Consider the following 23,143-nt stretch of genomic DNA (forward strand, 5'->3'; position numbering starts at 1 on the left):
GTGTCCGTTCACGCTCCACAAACTCCAAGTCAATCCAGTCACTACAACCGCTGAGGCGGGTGATTTTGGCCATGAATCAGCACAAAATCACTCCCGCCTCATCCTTCACTCTTAACTAAACACGACCGTAAGCTCAAACCGCGATTTTACATACCTCGGCGCGTCTGGGGGCGACTCCGAACTTCGCGTCGTACCGGCGCTATTCGAGGAGAACGTAGTTGTCGGAGACCGTTACGTCGTAGTCTGCATACTCGAAGGAGACCTCCACGTCGGTCGGGATGTCTTCCGTCCGGGTGAAAACCAGTCCCGCCGCGGGCGACTGGGTTTCGGCCTCGACCAGTCGGTCGAGGGCGTCGGTGTCTAGATGGTCGCCGAGCGGGGGGAGCGCGTCCTTCTCGGCGTCCGTCGCGGTCGCAACCGCCGCTACGACTGCCTCGCTCGCGGTTTCGGCCTCGTCGATGAGTCGCCGCCGTCGGGGTCGGTCCCGCGGTCCCGCCGCGCCCTGCGACCGACGTTTCTGCTGGTTCTCCGACATTCGTCTTGCCATATACGTCAAGACGATTTAGTACCTTGGGTTATTGATTTGTTCCGATGTATTATTATTTATAATATTGTCCGGGGGCAAAATTTCGTCTGCTGGCTCTTCGGCGCTTCTACCTGCTATTCTGCCGAAATCCGTAGGCTGACTACCGCGGCGTCTCGGTTCCCCACTGGTCGAGCGCGGCCGCGAGTTCCGGATGCTCCTCGGCGTAGTCTTCGAGCGGGACACCCTCCATCGTCGCGTCGATGGCCTGCCGGAGGGCCTTCGCTCCGGCGTGGGTGCCGTCGGGGTGGCCGTGGATGCCGCCACCGGCCTGAATCCCGATGTTGGTTCCGGCGCGGTCCACGAGTTCCGGCACGAGACCGGGGTGGAGGCCGCCGGAGGCCATCGGCAGCACGTCGTTCAGGCCGTAGAGGTCCGAGTAGAGCCACTCGTTGATGCCGACCGTGTCCTCGTTTTCGAGTTTGCCGAGGTCGGCGGTGCCGGTGTGGATGTGGTCCACGCCGCAGAGGCGAGCGACCTGCGCGACGACGCGCATCGAGACGCCGTGGGTTTCGATGCGGTCGAAGGCGGCGTGCATCGCTCGGTGGGCGTGGATGGCCAGCCCGTGTCTCTCACACCGCTCGCGGACCTGCTGGACCGCGGCCCATCCGGCCGTAATCACGTCCACCATGACGTACTCACAGCCCTGCTCGGCCGCCATGTCCACGCGGTCTAACATCTCGCCGCCGTCGGCGGTGACGTTGACCAGATAGCTCTTGGTCTCGCCGGTCTCGTCCTCGGCCTGGTCGCGCTTTTCGAGGCTTCGCTTGAGGCGCTCCTCGAAGGGATTGAACTCCTGGTCGGTCAGGTTCTCGTCGTCCTTCAGCAGGTCGATGCCGCCGGTCCACGCCTCGTAGCCGACTTGGACGTGCTGGTCGGTCGTGAGGCCGACCTTCGGCTTGGGCACCGTCGCGGTGATGGGCCGGTCTCCGGCGTCGAAGATTTCGTCGCGGACGCTCGTTCCGAACTGGGGACCGGGGAAGGAGGAGGTCAGTTTCTCGGGCCAGTCGCAGTCCCGCAGTCGGATGCGTTCGACCGCTTTCATCCCGAGGATGTTGCCCGCGATGCACGAGAGGACTTGGGGCATGTTGCCCGCCTCGAAGAGGGCGTCGGGGTACGCGACCGTCACCGAGTTCCCGTCGATTCCGCAGGCGGTGGCGCTCAGGTCCCGCACGGAGCCTTCGACCTGCAACTCGGCCCACGTGCCGTTTGAACTCTCGGAGGCGACCCTGCTGGCGGCGGCCTCCACGTCCATGTCGCTGGCCGGTTCGACGTAGAACTCGCAGACGAGGTCGGTATCGGACGGGTCGTAGTCGAGGTCGAGGAAGTCCTCGTAGGTTATTCCGGTCATAGTACTCCCGAGAACTATCGTCGCTGATACCAATAAAGATGCACCCCGAGCGAAAGATCCACTCTGAGCGAAAGAGGCACGCCGAGCGCCGAATCACCCGATTCGGCGCTCGGTGGCACAGACAACTGGCGAACACTCGACGTACCAGCCGGCGGCGAACACTCGGCCGACCAGCCGACAGCAGGCGCTCGGTGACCCAACCGAGAGCGAACACTTGGCCGACCAGCCGACAGCGAACGCTCCGCAAATCAGACGGCAGGGTGGGATAAAGGGGCCGGTCGCTCGCAGGCCGGAGGCCCGTGGTCGTCTCAGCGACCCCTATCGGCGCGGGTTGTGCGGAGAGCGCCGATACGTCGCTGAGCGACTGCGAGCGACCGGGGACTTCAGAAGTGTTCACGGTCGCCGTCGAGAACTTGGCGACTGTCCTGCCGCCACGGTTTGAGGGGCATATTTATTTCCTTATAATAAGAATATATTTTCTTAACACCACTCTACAATTGCGATTCACGAAAGAAAGCCGAGAGGAGAAGACGAAAACTACCGCCCGCGACCGCTATCCCTGTTGCTCCTCGACGCGCACGAAGGTTCGGTACTTCAGGTCGTCCTCTCGCAGTTCCTCCAGAATGCGCTCGACCAGCACCTCCTCGGGGTCGTGGAGGCCCGACACTCGGTCCTCCAAGTCCTCGAAGCTCTCGAAGGGCTTGCGCTTTCGCTGTTCGAGGATGTTGTTGCGCAGTTTCTTGCCGATGCCGGGCAGGAGGTTGAGCTGGTGGAGCCGGAGGGTAATCGGCTGGGCGTCGTTGTAGAAGTCCACGAACCGCCGTTCGTTCGACTCCACCACGTCTCGGATGGCGTGTTCGAGTTCCGACTGGGCCGCCCCGGAGAGGTCCTCGAACTCGATTTCGCGGACGTTCGCCACGAGGTCGTCCGACGGGTCGGCGTCGAACCGGTCGGTGATGGTGAGACTCACGTCCTCTTCGAGCGTGACCTCGAACAGTCGGAACTCCTCGACGCCGAGGGCGTAGGCGAGGGCTGGCTTCTGGTACTGGGGCCGGTCGTCGTCGGCGCGGCCGTGCGGGAGGTAGTCCAGCACGACCGCGGGAACCTGCGCTTCGTCGTCGTTCTGTTCGCTCATTGTCATGGAATACGCCGACGAGATACTTAAAGAGTTGGTGGCAATCGGTCGTCAGTCGTACTTGGCGACGACGTTCAGGATGTCGTCGAGTTCGTCACCCGAGAGGGTGTAGCGCTCTTGGGCGTACACAGCGCGGAGTTCGTCGCGGTCCTTCGGCAGGATGTCGGCAATCTTGTGCGCCGTCTGCTCGTCCACCTTCTCGAGTTCGAGGAGGTCCTCCACGAGTTCGCGGGACTCCTCGGCGTCGAGCGTGGCGAACCGGTTGACGTGTTCGATGGCGCGGGCCAACTCGTAGCGCATCTCTCGGTCCTCGTCCAGCGCGCGCTCTTGCTCGACGTCCGAGAGCAGTTCTTTGGCTTCCGCCGTGGTCAGGAACTCCTCCTCGACCTTTTCCTTGAAGATGGTCATGCTATTCCTGCGCTTTCAGGTGCGCGGGGGTGACGATGAGGGTCTTGTCCTTGCCGCGGTCGCTGATGGCGACCTTGTAGGCTTCGCCCTGCTCGCCGACGATTTCGCCGGTCTGGCCGCCGAAGCGCGGGTGGAAGCGGCCCTTCTCGACGCTCGGGTCGATTTTGAGGTGGACCTTCTGGCCCTCCTCGTACTGCTGGACGGCCCGCTGAGGCGGAGACGTACCGCTCTCGCGGGGGTCGTTCGAGAGCTTGTTGCGAGTGCTGTGGTAGGGTCCGTTCGAACTCGGCATAGTCGTACCACCCTCTTGTTCTGTCTCCATTATAAATGGCACGTTCCGTGCTTCTCGGACACGAGGAGATTCGGTCGGTCGAGGGCGAAAATTCGCCTCGACTCACCCCGTCGAGCAGCGCTTTCGGCGCGACGTGCCCAAAGGACAAGAGTAACCTGCTATCCGTTCGTCGGTTCGCCCATGACCGACGACGAGTTCAGATTCGAGACGCGCTCGATTCACGCCGGACAGGAACCGGACGAGGAGACCGGGGCGCTCATGACCCCGATTCACGCCAACTCGACCTACGAGCAGGACGCGCCGGGCGAACACCGGGGCTACGAGTACTCCCGGACCGGCAATCCCACGCGCACCGACTTGGAGGCCAACGTCGCCAGCCTCGAAGGCGGCGAGTACGGCCGGGCCTTCTCCAGCGGGATGGGCGCGATCAACACCGTGCTGAACCTCCTCGAAGCGGGCGACCACGTCGTCGCCAGCGAGGACGTCTACGGCGGCACCCACCGCATCTTCACGCAGGTCTACGAGCAGTACGACCTCGAATTCGACTTCGTGGACATGACCGACCTCGACGAGACCGAGTCTGCGATGCGCGAGGAGACCGAACTCGTGTGGGTCGAGACCCCCACGAATCCCCTGCTCAACGTCGTGGACATCGAGGGCACCGCCGACATCGCCCACGACCACGACGCCCTCTGCGCCGTGGACAACACCTTCGCCACGCCGTACCTCCAGCGCCCGCTCGAACTCGGCGCTGACCTCGTGGCCCACTCGCTGACGAAGTACATGGGCGGCCACTCCGACGTCGTCGGCGGGGCCTTGGTCACCGACGACGAGGAGCTAGACGAGCAGTTCGGCTTCTACCAGAACAGCGTCGGCGCGACCCCCGGTCCCCACGAGTGCTTCCTCGTCCTCCGGGGCACCAAGACGCTCCCGGTCCGGATGGACCGCCACTGCGAGAACGCCAGCGAGTTGGCCGAGTGGCTGGAGGGCCACGAGGACGTGGACCGGGTCTACTACCCCGGCCTCGAATCGCACCCCGACCACGACCTCGCCTCCTCGCAGATGGACGACTTCGGCGGGATGGTCAGCTTCGAGATGGACGCGAGCCTCGAAGAGACCGCCGACGTGGTGAGCGAGACCGAGGTCTTCACGCTCGCGGAGAGTCTCGGCGGGGTGGAAAGTCTCATCGAACAGCCCGCGACCATGACCCACGCCGCGATTCCGGCCGAAGAGCGCGAAGCGGCGGGGCTTCGTGACGGCCTGATTCGGGCGAGCATCGGCATCGAGAACGTCGAGGACCTGAAGGCGGACCTTCAGCAGGCGTTCGAGAAGTCGCTGGAGTGAGACATCCGGGACGAAGTCTCGGTCGCTCGCTCTGTCGACCGGAAATTTCCACTCTGAATTAATTTTAAGTTATTTTACTATGTCGTGTCTCGCATGGACGTGCCAGACCAGCGATGTGGCTACATCACTGAATCCGCGGAGGTTTCCAGTTGTTGCTGTCGAGAACCGTGCGAAGACAGCGACCGATGCCTCTGGCACGCCGACCGAGCGCAGAAACCGACGACTCGAATTCACGATGACCGAGCGAACGACGGGGAGGTTCTAAACGGGACCGTCCTCCGAGCCTGTGCCTTCCAGACGCGGATTTCGTTCGCCGACTGCGCACTCGAAAGCGCCGACCTGCGTCGGACTACCTTGCGCGACAGCATCTTCTTCGGGGCGAACCTTTCGTCCGCACTCCTCGAAGACGCTGACTTCAGCGGGGCCGATTTCAAAGACGCGACCCTGCGTCGGGCAACCCTCCAAAACGCCATCTTCACCGATGCGAATCTATCTTTCGCGGACTTAACTGAAGCCGACATCTCGTCGGCCGTCCTCGAAAGCGCGAACCTCCGACGGGCGAACCTCTGTCGAACGACTGGCAAGGCGGTGGACCTCGAATCGGCGAAGCTCTCCGAAGCAAGTCTCGAACGTGCCGAGTTCGCGTCGGCAACGTTCGACGGGGCGAACCTCCGTGAGGCAGACCTCACGAAGGGTAGCTTCCGCGGGAGTAGCTTCACGGGGGCGAGGCTGACTGCAGCGGACCTTCCCGAATCGGATTTTGGTTTCGCTCGCCTCGACGGGGCAGTCCTACACAATGCGGACCTCTCGTCGGCAAACCTTCGCCGGGCGGAGCTTTCGGAAATAGACTTCGGAAATGCGACACTTCGGCAAGCGAACCTTGGCGGTGCATCGCTCGATGACGCGAACCTCGGCCGTGCTGGTCTCAAGAACGCCAATCTGTCAGGGGCAGACCTTCGCGGTGCCACGCTCCTCAGAGTTGACCTCCGTCTGGCGAGCCTTCGAAACGCCGTACTCGACGAGGCCGATCTCAAACGAGCGTCGTCCGCCGAGGCCGATTTTACCGGGGCATCGCTTCGTGAGGCGGACCTCTCCGAGGCGAGTTTCGCGGAGGCCGACTTCGAGGAGGCCGAACTCTACGGCGTCGATATCTCGGGAACTAATCTCAGAGGGTGTAATTTCGTTAACGCGGACTTTCGGGAGGCCGACCTCTCGAAGTCCGAGTGTGAGAACGCAGATGTTTCCGATGCGGACCTCTCGGACGCCGACCTCCGAGAAGCGGTCCTCGACGGGTCGGACCTCACAAACGCGAATCTCCGCGGGGCTAACCTTTCCGGTGCGAGTCTCGTCGGTGCCGACCTCCGAGGGGCGGACCTTACCGATGCCATCGTTTCCGGAGCGACACTCTCGGACGCCGACCTCCGGGGAGTGGACCTCACGAACACGGATCTCACCGACGCCGACCTCACGAACACAGACGTTCGGGAGGCGAATGTGGGCGATGCGAGGTTCGGCGACGCCACGCTGGCCGAAGCGACGCTCCGCGGAGTGGACCTCACGGGCGTCGCGCTCGCCGAAACCGACTTCGCCGAAGCAGACCTCACCGACGCTGACTTGGCGGATGCGACCCTCGAAGGGGTGGACTTCACCGACGCCGACCTTCCGAACGCAAACCTCACGAACGCCGATTTGCGAGAGGCTACCTGTACCGGGGCGGATTTAGAGAGCGCCTTTCTGAGAGACGCCAACCTCCGGGGGGCCGACTTCAGGGGAGCCAATTTGGAGAACGCTTCCCTGAGACGAGCGGACCTCCGACAAGCGACCTTCTTCCGGGCCAAACTCTACCAAGTCCACCTCGCTGACGTTCGAATCAACTACCAAACGGAGTTCGGAGAAAACTGCCGGTACGAAACCGAACCCGAGGCCGATATTTTCGGCGACGTGGACAACCTCAAGGCCTCGGCGTGGACCTACCGCCGTCTGGAATCGCTACACGAGGAACACGCGATGGTGGAGAAGGCCCGAAAGTACCACATCTGCAAAGAGGAAGCCCACCGGAAACAGCGCTGGAAGAATTGGAACAACTGGGGAGAGATAGACGGGGTGCGACCGTCTCACCTCCGGAAGTGGAACCTCCCTCGAGCACTCGTCTACTCCGTCAATCGAAACCTGACGAGACACGGGGAGAGTCCGTGGCGCGTGGTCGGCGTCTCGTTTTTCGTCATCCTCGCGTGTGCGGTGCTGTATCCGTTCGGTGGGTTCGGTCCGGATGGTACTTCTCCCCGTAGCTATCCGCACATACTGAACACATTTCCGAATTCGGTGTCCGAGACGGCGACGCTCCTTTTGGACAGCGTCTATTTTAGCACGGTCACGTTCACGACCCTCGGCTACGGAGACTTACAGCCGGTCGGGTGGGCCAAGTACGTCGCCACGGTCGAGTCCTTCCTCGGCGCGCTCCTGATGGCGCTGTTAGTCTTCGTCCTCGGCCGACGTGCGACGTGGTAACCCTCCTCTCGAAGCCACTTTTGAGGTGACGCGAGTGTTACCTGAGAACTATACTCGCCGACCGACTACCCAAAGCTATGTCCAACGAACGCCGACCGGCCGAGGAGTTCGAGGTCACCGCCGACCTCCCGGACAGTCCGATGCACACCACCGGAACCGACCACGTCACGCTCGTCGGGAGCAACGCCGAGGAGACCATCGCGTTCTATCGGGACCTCCTCGGGATGCCGCTGGTCCTGCGACAACCCAACCTCGACGACCCCGACTCGACGCACCTCTTTTTCGACACGGGCGACGGGCGCATCCTCACGTTCTTCGTGGACGACGACCGGCCGTCGAACCCGCGGCCCCAGCGCCCTGGCGTCGGCGCGGTCCACCACCTCTCGTTCTCCATCGACCCCGAGCGGTTCGTGGAGGTCCGCGAGGCCCTCGAAGACGCCGGACGAGGCTACAACGAGTTCGACCGGGGCATCTTCCACTCGCTGTACACCAGCGACCACAACGGTCTGACCATCGAACTGGCGACCGACAAGTGGGCGATTCCCGACGACCGGCGGGGGGAGGTTCTGGCCACCGCCCAGCGCATCCGCGAGGAGGACGGCGCTGACTTCGCCGAGGAGCGCCACATCGAGGCCGCGCTGGAGGAGTTGGACCTCGACGTCGAGAAGTTCGACTTGCCGGACGCGCCGACTGGGGCCGGGACGCCGTAAGTTTCGGCAAGTCAGACAAAATCCCGGCGTGCGCTGGTGCGCTCTCTCGTGAGCGCACCCTTCCGCGCGAGGGACGAGTAGCGCAGGAGCGTAGCGACGAGCAACGCAGTCGGTTAGGGAGGGCGTGGTCCGCGGTAGCGGTTCGGGGGTGCTGTGCGGTGACTCCTCGGCTTCGGGAGTAGCTAGCATAAAATCATATAAAAATGGGTCAGGGAAAACTAACCAATTCTATAAGACACAAAATCAGTACCCTAACCACTAGCCTCACGACGAGCTACGACACCCACAACTCACCACCAACCAAAAAACCGCAAACCGCGAAACTGCGAAAACCGAGTTAAATCCGACCGACGTTCTGGACTTCGACGCTCTCGACGCCGTCGACGTTCGAGAAGCCCTCTTCGACGGCTTCCGTCCCGCCCGTGTCGTCGGGGACGATGACCGTCGGCAGGAGGGCGACGAGGCCGAACGCGACCTCGTCGCGCTCGAAGCCGTTGATTTTCGCGCCCTCGGGGAGCGAGTCTTCGAGGCACTCCTGAAGGTCGTCGAGGTCGATTTCCGGGCTCTGCGGCATGACCTTGATTTTGGCGGCTACCTTTCCCATGGTTACGGACCCATAAACCCGCAGTCGGGGCACTCGTAGAGGTTGCTCTGCTTGCGACACTTGGCACAGCGGTAAATCTGTTGCCCGCAGTCGGGGCACTTGAACGACGCGGCGTTCGTCCCCGAGATGTTGATCCCGCAGGAGACGCATCGTCGCGCCTGCTTCTGTTTCGACTGACTCATACCCACTCCTACCCGGGCGCGACTTTAAATCGTTTCGATAGGGTCCGGTGTCGCTGGCGGCGAGACCGCCGAGTGCTGGCCCCAGCGACGCTCCCGCGCTCGCCGAGATTTCCGGATTCGACCGTTCTACTCGGCCTCTGGCTGGTTGCCGCCCGTTCGGCCCGCGGGCGAATCGAAAAACACGAAACGTGATTCTTAAGGGGCGAACGAGCGACGTTTCGGGTATGAGTGAAGAACAAGAGGCCGAAGCGGCCGACGAAGAGACAACGGAAGCAGAAGAGGAGGCCAATGACGGGTTCCAGAACGGCGACTTCGTCCGTCTGGACTACACCGCGCGCACCGTAGAGGACGGCGACATCGTGGACACGACCGACCCCGAAGTGGCCGAAGAGGAGGGTCTCGACGAGGAGGAGCGCGAGTTCGAGCCGCGCACCATCGTCCTCGGCGAGGGTCACATCTTCGAGAGCGTCGAAGAGGACCTCGTCGGCAAGGAGGTCGGTCACTCGGGTAACACGACCATCCCCGCCGAGGAGGCCTTCGGCGAGTACGACCCCGAAGAGGTCAAGACCGTCAGCGCCGACAAGATTCCGGAAGACGAGCGCTACCCCGGTGCGCACGTCAACGTCGACGGCGACCACGGCCACGTCGAGACCATCATCGGCGGCCGCGCTCGCGTCGACTTCAACCACCCGCTCGCTGGCGAGGACATCGAGTACGACTACGAAATCGTCGGCGAGGTCACCGACCGCGTCGAGCAGGCTCAGGGCCTCGTCTCGATGTACATCGACGCCGACCTCGACATGTGGATCGAGACCGACGAGGTCGAAGAGGAGACCATCGTCGAACCCGACGAGGACGAAGAAGGGGAACCCGAGACCGAAACCGAGACGGTCGAGAAGGAGACCCTCTACATCGAGAGTACGCCCCAGCTGGCGATGAACCAGCAGTGGATGTTCCAGAAGCAGCAGATCGCCCAGAACGTCATGGACCAGCTCGGTCTGGACCGCGTCATCATCCAGGAGACCATCGAGGGCGGCGGCATGGGCCCGATGGGCGGCATGATGGGCGGCGGCATGGGCGGCGCTGACCTCGAAGAAGCCCTCGAAGACGCCGACGTCGACGAGGACGAAATCGTCGAGGAACTCGAAGACGCCGAAGCCGACGAAGAGTAAGCCGACCCGTTCCTGCTTCTTTCGCGGTCGACAACGCTCAGTAGTTGAATCTCCGATTCGTCAGGTGATGCTCCGGCCTCTCAGGCGATATTCCGGCCTCTCAGGCGATGTCTCGACTCGTGTCGATGCGGACCGACTCGGCGAGTTCGAGTTTGATGGTCTCCGAGAGCGCCCGACCGCCGCGGAACTTCGGCACCGCGAGGCGGGTCTCGATGGTGTCGCCGGAGTACTCGGTGTGCAACTGGAACACCACGTCGGCGATGTGTTCGGTCACGTCGCGCGAGTCGGGCACCGACCGGCCGTCGAGACCGTGGAGGACCGCCACGCCCTCGGTGTTCTGGAGGTGGTTCTGGAGGTCGTTGAGGAAGTTGCGGTACCGACCCTCGTCTTGCTTCTCCAGCAGGTCGATGGGGTCGATGACGAGATTCGAGTCCTCGGGGAGTCGCCGAAACAGGCGCTGGGAGTGGTCCAGCGGGGCGTCGCCCGGCACTCGGCGCACGTCGGGCGACCCGGTGTTGCCCGGCGCGCGCTCCAAGGCTTTGGTCACGGCGGCCTCGTCGCGGTCGGTCGAGAGGTAGAGCGTCCGGCGCGCAGACGTGAACTCGTACAGCAGTAGCTCCGCCTGACTCGCCGGAGGTGCCGACAGCGAGACGATGCTCCCCTTCGGTAGTCCCCCGTCGAGTTTCCTGTCTAACACGTCGATGCCGGTCGAGAGACGCCGTGCCACGTATTTGCACGCTTTGGCGACGTTGTTTCATAAGTATTTGGGCTGAAGCGCTGACACGAGTCGGTCGTGGGCGGCCCGGACCCGTTCGTCGGCCAGCGGTTCGTCGCCCGAGGGCGCGGCGGACGTCGGCGACTCGACTCCGGCGTCGGGAACGGTCCCGAGGAGCGGACACTCCAGAAGCCGAGAGACGCCCTCCGGCGGGTCCTCGGCGCGGGAGACTACCGCGCCAGCGACCGGCGTGCCGAGTTCGCGGGCCATCGCGGCGGTCTTCGAGGAGTCCCGCAGACAGGCGGGTTCGGCGGTCGTCACCACCACGACGGCGTCGGCCGCGCGGAGCGGCGCGACCGCGTCCGGTCCCGCTCCGGCGGGGCAGTCCAGCAGGACCGCGTCGGCCCACTCCTCGGCGGGATTGAGGCTGGCTATCTCGGGGGTGGTCAATTTCTGTCGCCTGTCGGCGTTCGCCGGACCGCTCGCGGCGGGGAGGATACTGACTTCTCCGGAGGAGGTACCACCTCGTTCGGCGACGAAGCGCGCGGGCCACCCCGCGGCCACAGCGTCGAGGCCGGGACTGCGCGCGACTCCGGCCATCGCGTGCAGGTCTGGCATCTCTCGGTCGGCGTCGGCCGCGAGGACGGTTCTGCGCTGGCGAGCGAGCGCACCCGCCAGTCCGAGCGTCGTGGTCGTCTTCCCGGCACCGCCCTTGCCTCCGGCGACTGCGAGCATGGCGCGGGGTTGTTCCGCCATCGGACTTGAACGTTCGGACGCTACGAGTCTGCAATCGTTTTGTTTGTTTCTGGACTTGAGATTCCGGAACCAAAATGGTATGACGTCTCGACGTAACCGTGAGCATGAGCTGTAGAACCAGTGTGGTGTTGTCTTCTTGAAGCCCCCGCCCGCTCGCGGTCGTCGTCCGAGAGCGAAGCTCTCGTGATCACGAAAATCTCCGATTTTCGAACGACTCCGTGACATATCCTCGGTCTCTCCGCACCGGAAGACGAACCGCGTCTTCCGAGCCATCACCTCACTCCGTTCGGTGAGACACCGCCCGACCTCGGATAGGGGTCACGGAGCGACCAAGGTAAACGCGACCGGGCGGCCCCTTCATCCCACCCTACTGGTTACTCAGTTGAGCGTTCGCTGGCGATTAGTCCGCCGAGCGCACCTCAGACCCACAAAACAAATCTCTAAGCAATGAAAAACCAATATTTAGAAATGGTTTTTAATTCCTGAAGAAATCTCTTCATTTCCAACCCTGACGCCCGGCCTGTCCGCTCGCTCTCGAACGGGTTCGATTCGCGCTCGACGGACCGGTTTACTCCCGAATCGGCAGGTACGTTCCGTTGATGTCCCAGTCGTGGATGCAGTTGGGGCTACCGGCGCTCGCGTCGTCGCGGATTCGCCAGCTCTGGCGGTCGGGGTCCCACACGTCCCGCCGCCCGCACTCCGTGCATTCGCGCTCCGTCGGCGGGTCGAGTCTCGTCATCGGGTGGTAGGAGGACGCACGGGTACTTAAACCAGTCTCCTGCATCAGGGTTTGCCGGAAGAACGAGGAGTCAGTTTCGCCCGACTACTCGCGCTTGCCGACGCGGACGTGGTTGTACTTGTGCTTGGAGAATCCGGCGGCCCCGGTCTTTGGCACGTCCACCCAGTCGTAGTAGAACCCCTCGCCGACGGGGTGGTACACCGGGAGCGCGACGACGTCCTCCCAGTTCGCGGCCTCCATCTGCTGGTAGGCTTCTGCCCGCGCCTTCCGGTCGGCGTCGCTTCCCGAGGGGTGATTACGCACCGTCTGCCACGCGCTCTCGGCGCGGTCGGCCGCCGACGTGCCGCCCCAGAAGAAGAAGTAGTCGTCCGACGACGGCGGATTGAGGATTTTGAGGAAGCTGTCCGGCGACGGGTAGTCCATCACCCACCCGTAGGTAAAGGCGTCCAAATCGCCGTTTCGGCCGCGCTCGCCGATAGTCGAGAACGGGACGCGCTCGACGGACACGTCCACTCCCACGCGAGCCAGTTTGTCGCGCAGGAGCTTTCCGGTCTCGAACCACGCCGTCGCGTCGTAGACCGAGAGCGTCATCTCCGCGGGGTTGTCGGGGCCGTAGCCCGCCTTCGAGAGTACCTCTCGGGCCTCCTCGAAGCGCGACTCGGTGAGACCGTAGGGGTACTGCTCGGCGTGGTCCTGATACGCCGGGTTCCCGCCGGGGTAGAGGTTCGGCGGCGTGAGGTGCGTGGCGGGCTTGCCTCGCCCCTCGTGAATGTCCTGCACGTGGGTCTGCTGGTTCAGGACGTGGGCGACTGCTTGGCGGACCGGCTTCTCGACGTTCTCGGCGTTGAACCCGAGGTAGTAGGTCCACGTCAGCGGAATCTGGCGGTACTGGACCGTCTCGCCGTTCTCCGGAAGGGGGCCGTAGGTGCCGACTTTCCGGCCCTTCCGGTCGGTCTCCTCGATGGTGACGAGACTCGGGTCGAACTTCCCGCTCGGAATCCAGAAGGCGTCGGCGTTCCGGTTGATGGCGTAGGTGTAGGCCGCCGAGGCGTTGCTCGTGACCTCCCAGCGAATCCCCTCGACGAAGGGACCCTCGCCCCGGTAGTCGTCGCGCGCCGAGACCGAGTACTCCACGTCCTTCTCCCACGTGTCGAGGGTGAACGGTCCCGCGCCGATTGGGTTCTCGGTGGCGAACTCCTCGTGGCTCATCTCGCCGTCGTAGCCCTCGACGTCGCCCAGCAACCCTTCCGGGACGATTGCGAACGACGGGTAGGCCAGCACGCCGAGCGCGGCGTGGAAAGGTTCAGACAAGCGAATCTCGACGGTTCGGTCGTCCTTCGCCTCGACGCCGAGCGTGCCGGGCTTGTATTGCTCTTCGGTCCCGTCGTCGGTTTCGACGGTTTCGGTCTCGTGTTCGACGCCGAGAACGTCCAGCAAGTCGCTGGCCGACGTGGAGTGGTCGGAGGCCGCGATTCGCTCGAAGGAGTAGACCACGTCGTCGGCCGTGACCTCGCGCCCGTCGGAGAACGTCGCCTCGGGGTCGAGGTCGAAGGTGTGGACTCGCCCGCCCTCCGAAACCCGGTGGTCGTCGGCCAACAGCAGTTCGGGGTCGATGTTCCCCTTCGGGTAGTGGACCAGTCCGTCGAACAGCTGCGAGATGACGGTCGTGGACTCCGAGTCGGTGGCGGCCGCGGGGTCGAGCGTCCGGATGGCCCCGCCGACCATCCGATAGGTTCGCTCGCGGCCCGAGTCGTCTGCCGTCGGTGCGCTTCCGGAACAGCCCGCGAGGCCGACGCCGACTGCGACGCTCCCGGCGGTGCCGAGGAAGGCGCGACGCGACGCGGAAGGCTGCGTAGAGTTGTTGTGTGTCATGATGAGACTCCCCGTCTCGAACGACGGACAGGTAAGCCGCTTTCACGTTCAGAAGAAATTCCCACCTACTTCGTCTTTGTGTGAACATTAGTGGCACGGCAAATCTACACAAAGCCGTTCGCCCAACGACAGCAGCGACAGAAACCAACGCGAGGCCCTCCCACCTTCGGCGCTGACCACCCGAACGTATTTGGGGGTTACTGCCGACGGTACTGTCGGTTATGGGGGGAGACAGCGACTCGGCCTCGGCCGAGGAGGTTCTCATCGACAGCGAAAACGAACAGACGCGAGCAACTTCGCGGCGAGGAGTCTTGCGCGCTCTCGGCGGAGCGTCGGCGCTGGCGGCCACGCCAACGCTCGCCAGAGCAGGAGCAGGCAGCGACGCGGCGCAGGCCGACAGGACGACCATCGTCCTCGGCGCGCGGCGGGACTACTGGCTCGGACTCCAGCCGCGGGCAATCGAGGGCCAGCGCAATCCCGCGCTCCAGTTGCGGCAGGGCGACCGCTACCGAATCGTCTGGGTGAACCTCGACGGCGAGCGACACCGGTTCAGGCTCCTCGACGCGGACGGAAACGCCGTGAGCCAGACCCGGGCCGCCGACCGGCAGGGTGCGACCCGAGCGACGCGATTCAGGGCGGGGCGGGCGCTGGCCGGGTACGACTGCCAGTTCCATCCCGAGGAGATGCGCGGCGCGGTCGAACTCGGCGAGGGGTTCCCGACCACCGCGGCTCAGACGACCGAAGAAACCACGACCGAGGAGACGACTGCGACTGACGAGACGACGACGGGGGCAGGCGAGACGACGACGGAGACGGGCGGGGGGTCGGGCGACGTGGCCGTCGTCGATGTCGGCCCCTCGGGCCAGTACTTCCGGTTCGTGCCAGAGCGAGCCGAAATCCCGGTCGGCGGGACGGTCCGGTGGGAGTTCCAGAGCGCCGGCCATAACGTCTCGTGTCGGCCGGAGGCCGCCCGACAGGTCAGCCTTCCGGAGGGGGCCGAGCCGTTCTCGTCGTACCCCGAGGGCGAGTCCTTCCGCGTCGTGGCCGAGGGTGAGTCCTACGAACACACCTTCGAGACGCCCGGCGAGTACACCTACGTCTGCGTGCCGCACGTCGGCGAGGGAATGATAGGTACAGTCGTCGTAACGGAATAGTTCCCGCCGAACACAAATTCGATTTATCAGGTCCGACCTGTTAGCTCAGACGGAACGTTAAGCCGCGGTGGGCCGAACCGGTTGTTCGTATGTCAGGGGGAGACAGGGGAACCGAGACGGGGAACGAGCGAAACGAGACCGAACACAGACACTCCTCGCGCGACCGGTATCTGAACCGGCGGCGATTCCTGATGGCGTCCGGGGCGCTGGCAGGCGTCGGCGTCCTCTCGGGGAACGTCGGCGGCCAGCAGACCACGACGGAGGATGGGGAGCAAGGCGGCGGTCAGGGAGGCGGACAGGAACCGCCGCTGGCCGAACAGTATCCCGGCCTGCGAATCATCTCGGCGGAACCGGAGAACGCCGAGGCCGAGTCGCACAACACCTACGAGAGTTTCATCACGCCGCGCGAGGAGCACTACATCCGGAACCACTACCCGACGCCGGACATCAACGAGGACGAGTGGACAGTCTCGCTGACCGGGATGGTGGACGAGGAGGTCGAACTTTCGATGGAGGAAATCAAGCGCGAGTACTCGACCGAGACCGTCACCCACACGATGCAGTGTTCGGGCAACGGCCGAGCCTACTTCGAACCGCAGGTCGGCGGGAACCCGTGGACGTTCGGCGCGGTCGGGAACACGGTCTGGACCGGCACGCCCATCAGCGAGATTCTGGAGGAGTACGGCGCGAACACCGACCGGAACATGTGGCTCTCCGTGATGGGCGGCGAGGCCCCGGAAGGCGAGGACATCTTCACGCGGTCGATTCCGATGCGGAAGGTGATGAGCGACTGCCTGCTGGCCTACGAGATGAACGGCGCGCCGATGAACGACGACCACGGCTTCCCGGTCCGACTCCTCGTGCCCGGCTGGTACGGCAACAACAACGTCAAGTGGGTCGATAGGATGCACGTGATGGACCGGATGGTCTACGGCGAGGAGTGGGAGGAGGGCGACCAACAGCTCTACACCCACTGGCAGCAGTACTCCTACCGCATCATCCCGGCGGGTGAGGACGCCAACACTCGACCGCGAATCGGCGTGTTCGACACCCAGCGCCAGATGGACGCCCAGGGCATCGAGCAAGCGTTCATCTACGACCAGATCGTCAAGTCGCTCATCGGTTACCCCGGCGAGGGCGCGACCGTCTCGCCCGGACCGGACGGACAAATCGAGGTCATCGGCGTGGCGTGGGCGGGCGACGACCGGGTGACGCAGGTCGAGGTCTCGACAGACGGCGGCGAGACGTGGAACGACGCCGAGTTCTTCGGCCCGCGGCAAGGACCGTACGCGTGGCGGCAGTTCCGGTACATGTGGGACGCCAGCGAGGGCGACCACACACTCCACTCGCGGGCGACCGACGGTAAGGGCCGGACGCAGCCAGCGACCGTCTCGAATCCCGACGAGGGCCTGCGCGGGATTCAGGACGACAAGTTCCCGTGGAACACGGGCGGCTACTGCAACACCGCCTACGTACCCCACGGCGTGAGCGTGACGGTCCAAGCCGATGGCGGTGACGGCGGCGGCCAGACGACCACGGAGGGCGGTGGCGAGACGACCACCGAAGGGATGGAAACGACGACCTCGTCGTAACTCTCTCTCCTCTCGACTTCGATTAGCGAAGCACCAACAACCACACGCTTCACTCGGCGAATCAACCGCCATCCTGGCGTCTGCGCGAGCGGAGTGAGCGCAGACTCGTCGGAGCTTGTCTCCGACGGTGGACTGAAAGGGCGAGCGGGCCTCGCGTTCATTTAGTCGTCTCAGCGCGGCCCTATTTCGCCCGCGCAGTTCTGCGCGGGCGAAATATCCCGCTGAGCGACCGCCGGAAGACAAACCGCGTCTTCCGAGATCACGTTCGCTTCGCTCACGTGACCGCGAGGGCCGCGAGGGCTTTCGAAACTACATTTCTACGATTCTCTCGACTTGAACTCGAAGTAACACGTGTCTTCCCGAACGTGACCACACAAACGCCCACCCGAAAAATCCTTACCCGTCGTCGTGGCGATTCAGCAGTTTCACGTCGAACTCCACGGCAAGCCCCGCGAGTTCGTGGTTGAAGTCCACCGTGACCGTTTCGTCGTTCACCTCGGTAATCCACCCCGTCTCGCCGGTCTCCGAGCGGACGAGTTCGCCGGGTTCGGCGGTCACGTCGCTTCTGGCTTCGAGGTCCTCGCGCGGGTACTCGACCACCTTCGACTCGTCGCGCTCGCCGAACGCTCGCTCGGGTTCGACCCGGACGGTTCGCTCCTCGCCGACCTCCATCTCTCGGACCGCGTCGTCTAAGCCCGGTACGACCTTCTGCTCGCCGACGCGGAACTCCAGCGGTTTGTAGTCCCGGTGTCCGTGATAGACGTCCTCGGACATCGCCACGTCCACGTCCGTCGTGTCGAAGACCTCGCCCTCGTCCTCGCCCTCCGCGATTCGCCCCGTGAAATGCACGACCGCAACTTCCCCCTGAGAGGCCATAGCATATCTCTCGACGCTAGTCCTCTTGAATCCGGTGGAGCGTTCAACGCCGCGAGGCGTGTGGTTTTCCGGGTAACAGCGAGTGAAACGCGGATCGGCGAGTAACGCGAAGTTCAGGAGGTAGGACAAATAATTAATTCTTAAAGACAACAAATTATTTTCTTAAGCAATGATTAGAGTAGTTAATGGCGGATACCGACCGATAGGCACTCCGTGCGATTGGGTCTGATTCCCGCGACGCTCGACGAGGACACTCGCCCGCTCGTTCGAGCGGCCCGTACGTAACCACTACTGGTTACGAAATCCTTTTTCCGTATCGGATTGCAGTTACGAACATGCCGAGTCGTCGAGGAGTCCTCCGTCGCGGTGCGGGCCTGTTCGTGGCCGGGAGCGCCGCGGGCGTCGGGGCGCTAGCGGTCCGGTCGAACGCCGACGACACGAACGCCGACGGACAGACGGCTTCCGACGGCTCCGCCGCGGATGCCGACGGACCCACCGACCGCGAGCGAGGACGGGCCACCGTCCTCGTGGCCGGGAGCCTCCAGCAAATCGCCACGAAGGTCGGCGCGGCCAGCGTCGAGGCCCACGGCAGCGTGGCCTGCCGCCGACTCCTCGAAGACGGCCTGCGCGACCCGGACGCGGTGGCGCTGGCCGACCCCCGACTGTTCTCCGGACTGACCGACCGCGTGACCTGCTTCGCAACGAACGCGCTGGTCGTGGCCCTCCGCGAGGACCTCGCCGACGAGTACGACGACTGGCGCGCGCTCGTCTCGGACTCGGACCGCACGCTCGGTCGGACCGACCCCGAGCGCGACCCGCTGGGCTACCGGACCGTGATGGCGCTCAGACTCGCCGACCGGAACGGCGGCGGAATCGACGCCGAGGCGGTCCTCGACCGGACCAACGTCTTCCCCGAGACGGGCCTCCTCCGGACGCTGGAGGCGGGCGGCATCGACGCCGCCTTCGCCTACCGGAACATGGCGGTCGAACACGACTTGCCCTCCCTCGCGCTCCCCGACCGCATCGACTTCTCGAACCCCGAGTTCGCCGACGACTACGCCCGAGCCAGCGTGGAACTGAACGACCGGACCGTCACGGGAGCGCCGATTCGCTACGCCGCGAACGCCCGGACTCCTCGGGGCGAGGAGTGGGTCGAGAAACTGACCGGCGCAATCGAGACACTGGAGACGAGGGGATTCGGGATTCCGGACTCGTATCCCCGCCAAATCGACGTATCAGAGTAGGCTCACCGCGCTCGGCAGACTCATCTACTGTGTCTGGGTGGACTGAAAGGGGCCGGTCGTTGGCGCATCGCGTGGTCGTCTCAGTCGGCCCTATTTCGTGGGCGCAGAACTGCGCCCGCGAAATATCCGTCTGAGCGACCGCCAGCGACCGGGGGCTTTCTAAAACGACGGTACGTCGATTACAGGAGTCGCGGTCACAGTTCCAGAACGAGGGAAATCTGAATCAGGAAGACGCCGGTTCACGTCTCGAAATCTGGCAAGTCGTCGGGAGCCTCGTACTCGCCTTCCCAGTCGATGTAGTTGTCTTCCAGCACGTCGCAGACGATTTGGCCGAACTCGGTCATCGCGGCGTTGATGCCCGAGACCGTGTTCCACGAGTCGATATCGGGGTGGTACTCGCTGGCCTTCCAGTCCTCGGGGATGCCCGGCGCGTGGTAGCCAACTCGGTCGGCGAACGAGTCCCAGAAGAAGTCGTACTCCTCGAACATGTCGAGGTCCCGCGTGATGGCGAACTCGTCTTCGCCGAGGTCGGTGTGGGCGGCCCACTCGTCGAAGGCGTCGGCCCATGCGCCGTCTTCGAGGTATTCTTCGAGTTCGTCGCGCCGGTAGTCGTCGCCCTGCACGTCGGCGTCCTCGTACTGGGAGGCGTCTACTTTCGTGGAGAGCGACGGCGGCGACGGCGCGTCAACGTCGAGTGACATGCGCCGAGGTACGCTTTCGCTCGGGAAAAAGGTAGTCGTCGGGGACGGGAATCGTGGAAAAACAGGTATCTCGGTCGTCTGGCGATTTCAGAAGTGGCGGGGGAAACCGGGGACGACGTGTTGTAGAAAGCCCCCGGTCGCTCGCGGTCGCTCCGCGGGATATTTCCGCGCTCTCAGCACCGCCCGCGCGGAAATAGTGGCCCACGGAGCGACTGAAGTGAACGCGAGCGACCGGCCCCTTTCATCCACCCAGACGGTGGTCTGGAGGACCGAGCGCATCCCGGTGGTCCGTAGCACCGAGCGCGTTCTCGTGGTTTGTGGCACCGAGCGTTTGCCGGTGGAATGGTCCACCGAGCGCCCGCCCTGAATAGTCAGAATCCGCCATAGCGCTTTTGAGGCTCTCGGTAGACGTTGCTCGGGATGGCACCGACGGAGTGCCCAGTCTGCGGCGGCCGAGTCCACGAGTACGAGCGGATCGAGACGACCCATCGAGGAGACCGCTACCGGTTCTGCTCGGACGAACACAAGTCCGAGTTCGAGCGCACGCCCGAGAACTTCCTGTAGCTACTCGACCAGCGACGGCTTCTCGAAGTCCATCCCGAGGTCGTCCTCGACCCCGAGGAGAGCCGCGAGCGTCGGCGCGACCTGCCGGGCGTCTACTTCGCTCGGCACCGCCGAATCCGGTGCGGCCGGGCCGCCGAAGGCACAGATACCACCCATGTCGTCGTCAATCCGGCCGTGCGACCCGCTGATTCTCGACGGCGAGAGCGAGACGGGAGCGTTCTCCCCGAAGAAGAGTTCGCAGGGGTCGAATCCCGGCTTGGCGTGGATGTCCATGTCAGTCGCGTAGGCGGGCGGCTCCTCGTCCTCGGCCCACCAGTAGTACTGGAACCACGCGCTGGGTTCGGCCACGAGGACCAGCTCACCGGAGTTCTCGTGGTCGATGCCGTACTCGGCCTTGCCCTGCTCGCCCAGCACCTCGGCGACGCCTTCCAACTCGCCCAAGACTTCGCGGGCCTCCGAGACGGCTCCGGAATCGACGTAGACGTGCGCGGCCTGATGGTCCACCACGGCGAAGGCCTCGGAGGCCGGGATGTCCACGTCGGTTCCGGCCCCGCTTTCCTCGCCGCGCTCGCCCTCCTCGCTACCCTCGGAACGAGTCTGAAGCAGTCCGGCCTCGCGGAGCGCGCGATTCGGGAAGACCGAGGTCTCGACGCCGTGGAACCCGTACTCGCTGACGACGCTCACCGCCGTCTCGCTCCAGCGGTCGTCGCCCCGGAGGTGGTCCAGAAACTCCCCGACCATCGCGTCCACGGTTTCGACCGCCTCCAGAACTTCCTCCGAGTCCGGACCGTGGCGCTGAGCGTCGTAGTCCAGATGCGGGACGTAGACCCACAGCAGGTCGGGGTCGTAGCGCTCGACCGACTCGCGGGCCGCGGTCAGAATCCACTCGCTGGACTGCTCGTTCGCGCCCGGACCCCAGTAGTGGTGGAGCGGGAAGTGACCGTGTTCGGCCTCCAGCGCGTCGTAGAAGTCGTCGGGGTTCGTCCAGCAGTTCATCTCGATGAGGTCGTTGTTCTCGTCCTCGATGGGCGAGGGGGTCACCGCCACGTCGGCGTTCGTCCCGATGAGGTGCTGGAAGAAGAGGACGCCCGTCGTGAGCCCGGCATCGCTGGCGGCCTCCCAGATGCGCTCGCGGTCTCCTCGGTCGCGCTCCCAGAAGGCGACCGAATCCGACTCCCTATCGTACTCGCCGTTCGCCACGTCCCCGTGGGCCGCCGGGGACTGGCCGGTCGCCAGCGTGGTCTGGACCGGAATCGTCACCGCGGGGAAGGGCGGTCGCAGGTCGGCGGCCGAGTCGCCGAGGAGGTCGGTCAGGTTCGGCGCGCGCCCGCTTCCCAGATACGCCGGGCGGAACCCGACCACGTCGAGGACGACGACGCGCTCGGCGGTCATGCTGTATCCTCCAGATACCGCTCGGCGTACTCGTCCAGCAGGTCGAACTGCCGCGAGAGGTCGTGTTCCTCGACGCCCATCGGGGCCTTGAAGAACGAGGCCAGTTGGGGCTGAAGCCCGGACTCGCCGTGTTCGTCGGCGTGGGCGACGAGTCGCACCAAATCGAGGACGAGCGGCGCGGCCAGCGCCGAGTCCGACCCCTCCCACGTGAACTGCATCGTCATCTCGGTGTCGAGAAAGCCCTCGAAGTGGATGTAGTCCCACGCGGTCTTCCAGTCGGAGAGCGAGGGCGTGTAGTCGATTCGGACCCGGTTGTGCCCGATGTCGGGCAGAATCGAGTCGAGGACGCCCCCTTTGCTCGCCAGCTTTCCGGCCTCGTTTTCCTCGTCTTCCAGTACCTTTCCATCGGTATTCCCGAGGATATTGTGTCCCTCCCACGACATGACTCGGAGGTTCCGCCCGGCGAACATCGGCGCGAGCGCCGACTTGACCAGCGTCTCGCCGGTCTTGGCGTCCCGACCCATGTGGGCCACGCCCTCGTCGCGGGCCACCTCTCGCAGTCCGCCGAGCGCCGACCCCGTACTCGGCGTGAAGTTGACGTAGGGGTGGCCCTCGACCAGCGCGGCGTAGGCGTAGAGCGAACTCGCCGGGAGGTCGGAATCGTCCTCGGCGACGGCTCGCTCGAACTCCTCGCGGGTGGCGTATCGCTCCGCCTCGGCCAGTTCCGGTTCGGTCGAGGCCACGTTGACCACGACGATTCTGTCGAGACCGTGGTCGCTCCGGAAGGTCTCGTAGTCGTCCCGAATCTGGGCGACGACCTCGCCCACGCTAAAACGCTCTTCCAGTCGGTCGCGGTCGCTCAGGTCGGCGACCGCGTTGCCGCAGTTGACCGCGGTCCCGGCCCGGATTCGGCCGTCGATTTCCCGGAGGTCGTCCGCGACCGCCTCGACCGTCTCCGAGTCCGGCACCCCGCTCTCGGAGAGGTCTCTTGCGGTCTCGACCACGCTCGTCTCTCGGATGTCGTGCCCGCCGAAGCGTAACTCCTCGACCGCCGGGAGGTCCAACTCCGAGTAGGGTCTCCTCCCCGTCACCATCCCCGTCTGGTCCGTTTCACCGCGAGCGACCGCTCTCGCCCCCGCCATCGCGGTCGTCGCCACGTTTCCCCGCGCTCCGATTAGCCACACACCTGTCTCGGTCATCCCGTACGTAGAGGGCGGGGAGACCCTTCTGTGTTATGAGATAACTGAAA

The 23,143-nt window shown here is 64.4% G+C and carries 23 protein-coding genes and 1 pseudogene; 8 read left to right on the forward strand and 16 right to left on the reverse strand.

Going from position 1 to position 23,143, the window contains the following annotated elements:
- The 6 genes and pseudogenes from EPL01_RS19760 to EPL01_RS19785 form a co-directional block, all read right to left on the reverse strand.
- Positions 1-73, reverse strand: a pseudogene (locus EPL01_RS19760) (IS6 family transposase); the annotation flags it as partial.
- Between the two features lie 126 nt (positions 74-199).
- Positions 200-547, reverse strand: coding sequence for a HalOD1 output domain-containing protein (locus tag EPL01_RS19765; RefSeq protein WP_210424201.1), 348 nt, complete (start codon positions 545-547; stop codon positions 200-202).
- A gap of 139 nt (positions 548-686) precedes the next feature.
- On the reverse strand, positions 687-1,934 hold the full coding sequence (rbcL, locus tag EPL01_RS19770; RefSeq protein ID WP_135827008.1) for a type III ribulose-bisphosphate carboxylase: 1,248 nt from the start codon (positions 1,932-1,934) through the stop codon (positions 687-689).
- Positions 1,935-2,487: 553 nt separating this feature from the next.
- Positions 2,488-3,069: a DUF655 domain-containing protein gene (locus EPL01_RS19775; protein ID WP_135827009.1), complete on the reverse strand. Its 582-nt coding sequence runs from the start codon at positions 3,067-3,069 to the stop codon at positions 2,488-2,490.
- Positions 3,070-3,120: 51 nt separating this feature from the next.
- Positions 3,121-3,477 (reverse strand): RNA polymerase Rpb4 family protein, encoded by a 357-nt coding sequence (locus tag EPL01_RS19780; RefSeq protein ID WP_135827010.1) that lies wholly within the window; start codon positions 3,475-3,477, stop codon positions 3,121-3,123.
- 1 nt (position 3,478) lies between these two features.
- Positions 3,479-3,769, reverse strand: a complete 291-nt coding sequence (locus EPL01_RS19785) for a 50S ribosomal protein L21e (RefSeq protein WP_135827011.1) — start codon at positions 3,767-3,769, stop codon at positions 3,479-3,481.
- Positions 3,770-3,949: 180 nt separating this feature from the next.
- Here EPL01_RS19785 and EPL01_RS19790 point away from each other — a divergent pair, with 180 nt between their 5' ends.
- The 3 genes from EPL01_RS19790 (at position 3,950) to EPL01_RS19800 (ending at position 8,331) form a co-directional block, all read left to right on the forward strand.
- Entirely contained in the window at positions 3,950-5,113 is a 1,164-nt protein-coding gene (locus EPL01_RS19790; protein WP_135827012.1) for a cystathionine gamma-synthase, read from the forward strand.
- Between the two features lie 93 nt (positions 5,114-5,206).
- On the forward strand, positions 5,207-7,621 hold the full coding sequence (locus EPL01_RS19795) for a pentapeptide repeat-containing protein (RefSeq protein ID WP_135827013.1): 2,415 nt from the start codon (positions 5,207-5,209) through the stop codon (positions 7,619-7,621).
- 77 nt (positions 7,622-7,698) lie between these two features.
- Positions 7,699-8,331: a VOC family protein gene (locus EPL01_RS19800; RefSeq protein WP_135827014.1), complete on the forward strand. Its 633-nt coding sequence runs from the start codon at positions 7,699-7,701 to the stop codon at positions 8,329-8,331.
- Between the two features lie 337 nt (positions 8,332-8,668).
- Here EPL01_RS19800 and EPL01_RS19805 read toward each other — a convergent pair whose 3' ends face one another.
- Positions 8,669-8,935, reverse strand: a complete 267-nt coding sequence (locus EPL01_RS19805; protein WP_135827015.1) for an elongation factor 1-beta — start codon at positions 8,933-8,935, stop codon at positions 8,669-8,671.
- Positions 8,936-8,937: 2 nt separating this feature from the next.
- A complete protein-coding gene (locus EPL01_RS19810) occupies positions 8,938-9,117 on the reverse strand; it encodes an HVO_2753 family zinc finger protein (RefSeq protein WP_128478397.1) in 180 nt (59 codons plus the stop codon).
- A gap of 224 nt (positions 9,118-9,341) precedes the next feature.
- Between EPL01_RS19810 and EPL01_RS19815 the strand changes: the two genes are divergently transcribed.
- On the forward strand, positions 9,342-10,289 hold the full coding sequence (locus EPL01_RS19815) for an FKBP-type peptidyl-prolyl cis-trans isomerase (RefSeq protein ID WP_135827016.1): 948 nt from the start codon (positions 9,342-9,344) through the stop codon (positions 10,287-10,289).
- A 100-nt stretch (positions 10,290-10,389) separates the two neighbouring features.
- On the opposite strand, the gene EPL01_RS19820 is transcribed toward EPL01_RS19815, so the two are convergent.
- From EPL01_RS19820 to EPL01_RS19830, 4 genes are all read right to left on the reverse strand, one after another.
- Positions 10,390-11,016, reverse strand: a complete 627-nt coding sequence (locus EPL01_RS19820) for an RAD55 family ATPase (RefSeq protein ID WP_135827017.1) — start codon at positions 11,014-11,016, stop codon at positions 10,390-10,392.
- A gap of 27 nt (positions 11,017-11,043) precedes the next feature.
- A complete protein-coding gene (locus EPL01_RS19825; protein WP_135827071.1) occupies positions 11,044-11,739 on the reverse strand; it encodes a MinD/ParA family ATP-binding protein in 696 nt (231 codons plus the stop codon).
- 589 nt (positions 11,740-12,328) lie between these two features.
- On the reverse strand, positions 12,329-12,499 hold the full coding sequence (locus tag EPL01_RS21885; protein ID WP_168215965.1) for an HEWD family protein: 171 nt from the start codon (positions 12,497-12,499) through the stop codon (positions 12,329-12,331).
- Between the two features lie 84 nt (positions 12,500-12,583).
- Positions 12,584-14,371, reverse strand: a complete 1,788-nt coding sequence (locus EPL01_RS19830; RefSeq protein WP_135827018.1) for an ABC transporter substrate-binding protein — start codon at positions 14,369-14,371, stop codon at positions 12,584-12,586.
- A gap of 221 nt (positions 14,372-14,592) precedes the next feature.
- Here EPL01_RS19830 and EPL01_RS22265 point away from each other — a divergent pair, with 221 nt between their 5' ends.
- Positions 14,593-15,525 carry a plastocyanin/azurin family copper-binding protein gene (locus EPL01_RS22265; RefSeq protein ID WP_246045776.1) on the forward strand — a complete coding sequence of 311 codons (933 nt, stop codon included), beginning with the start codon at positions 14,593-14,595 and terminating at the stop codon, positions 15,523-15,525.
- An 89-nt stretch (positions 15,526-15,614) separates the two neighbouring features.
- Complete coding sequence (locus EPL01_RS19840) at positions 15,615-17,117, forward strand: sulfite oxidase (RefSeq protein ID WP_135827019.1); 1,503 nt, start codon at positions 15,615-15,617, stop codon at positions 17,115-17,117.
- A 396-nt stretch (positions 17,118-17,513) separates the two neighbouring features.
- On the opposite strand, the gene EPL01_RS19845 is transcribed toward EPL01_RS19840, so the two are convergent.
- Positions 17,514-17,993, reverse strand: coding sequence for an FKBP-type peptidyl-prolyl cis-trans isomerase (locus EPL01_RS19845; protein WP_135827020.1), 480 nt, complete (start codon positions 17,991-17,993; stop codon positions 17,514-17,516).
- Positions 17,994-18,328: 335 nt separating this feature from the next.
- Here EPL01_RS19845 and EPL01_RS19850 point away from each other — a divergent pair, with 335 nt between their 5' ends.
- Positions 18,329-19,237, forward strand: a complete 909-nt coding sequence (locus EPL01_RS19850; RefSeq protein WP_135827021.1) for a substrate-binding domain-containing protein — start codon at positions 18,329-18,331, stop codon at positions 19,235-19,237.
- A 239-nt stretch (positions 19,238-19,476) separates the two neighbouring features.
- On the opposite strand, the gene EPL01_RS19855 is transcribed toward EPL01_RS19850, so the two are convergent.
- Positions 19,477-19,938, reverse strand: a complete 462-nt coding sequence (locus EPL01_RS19855) for a DUF7992 family protein (protein WP_135827022.1) — start codon at positions 19,936-19,938, stop codon at positions 19,477-19,479.
- 420 nt (positions 19,939-20,358) lie between these two features.
- Between EPL01_RS19855 and EPL01_RS19860 the strand changes: the two genes are divergently transcribed.
- The gene (locus tag EPL01_RS19860; protein WP_135827023.1) at positions 20,359-20,502 is read left to right on the forward strand and encodes a YHS domain-containing protein; all 144 of its coding nucleotides are present in this window, start codon (positions 20,359-20,361) and stop codon (positions 20,500-20,502) included.
- Here the strand turns inward: EPL01_RS19860 and EPL01_RS19865 are convergent, their stop codons facing one another.
- Both EPL01_RS19865 and EPL01_RS19870 read right to left on the reverse strand, forming a co-directional pair.
- Positions 20,503-21,894 carry an alkaline phosphatase family protein gene (locus tag EPL01_RS19865; RefSeq protein ID WP_135827024.1) on the reverse strand — a complete coding sequence of 464 codons (1,392 nt, stop codon included), beginning with the start codon at positions 21,892-21,894 and terminating at the stop codon, positions 20,503-20,505.
- On the reverse strand, positions 21,891-23,093 hold the full coding sequence (locus tag EPL01_RS19870) for an inositol-3-phosphate synthase (RefSeq protein ID WP_135827025.1): 1,203 nt from the start codon (positions 23,091-23,093) through the stop codon (positions 21,891-21,893). Before EPL01_RS19870 ends, EPL01_RS19865 begins: the two co-directional genes overlap by 4 nt.
- Positions 23,094-23,143 lie beyond the last annotated feature (50 nt).

Origin of the sequence: Halorussus ruber (genome assembly GCF_004765785.1) — an archaeon.
Taxonomy (GTDB): domain Archaea; phylum Halobacteriota; class Halobacteria; order Halobacteriales; family Haladaptataceae; genus Halorussus; species Halorussus ruber.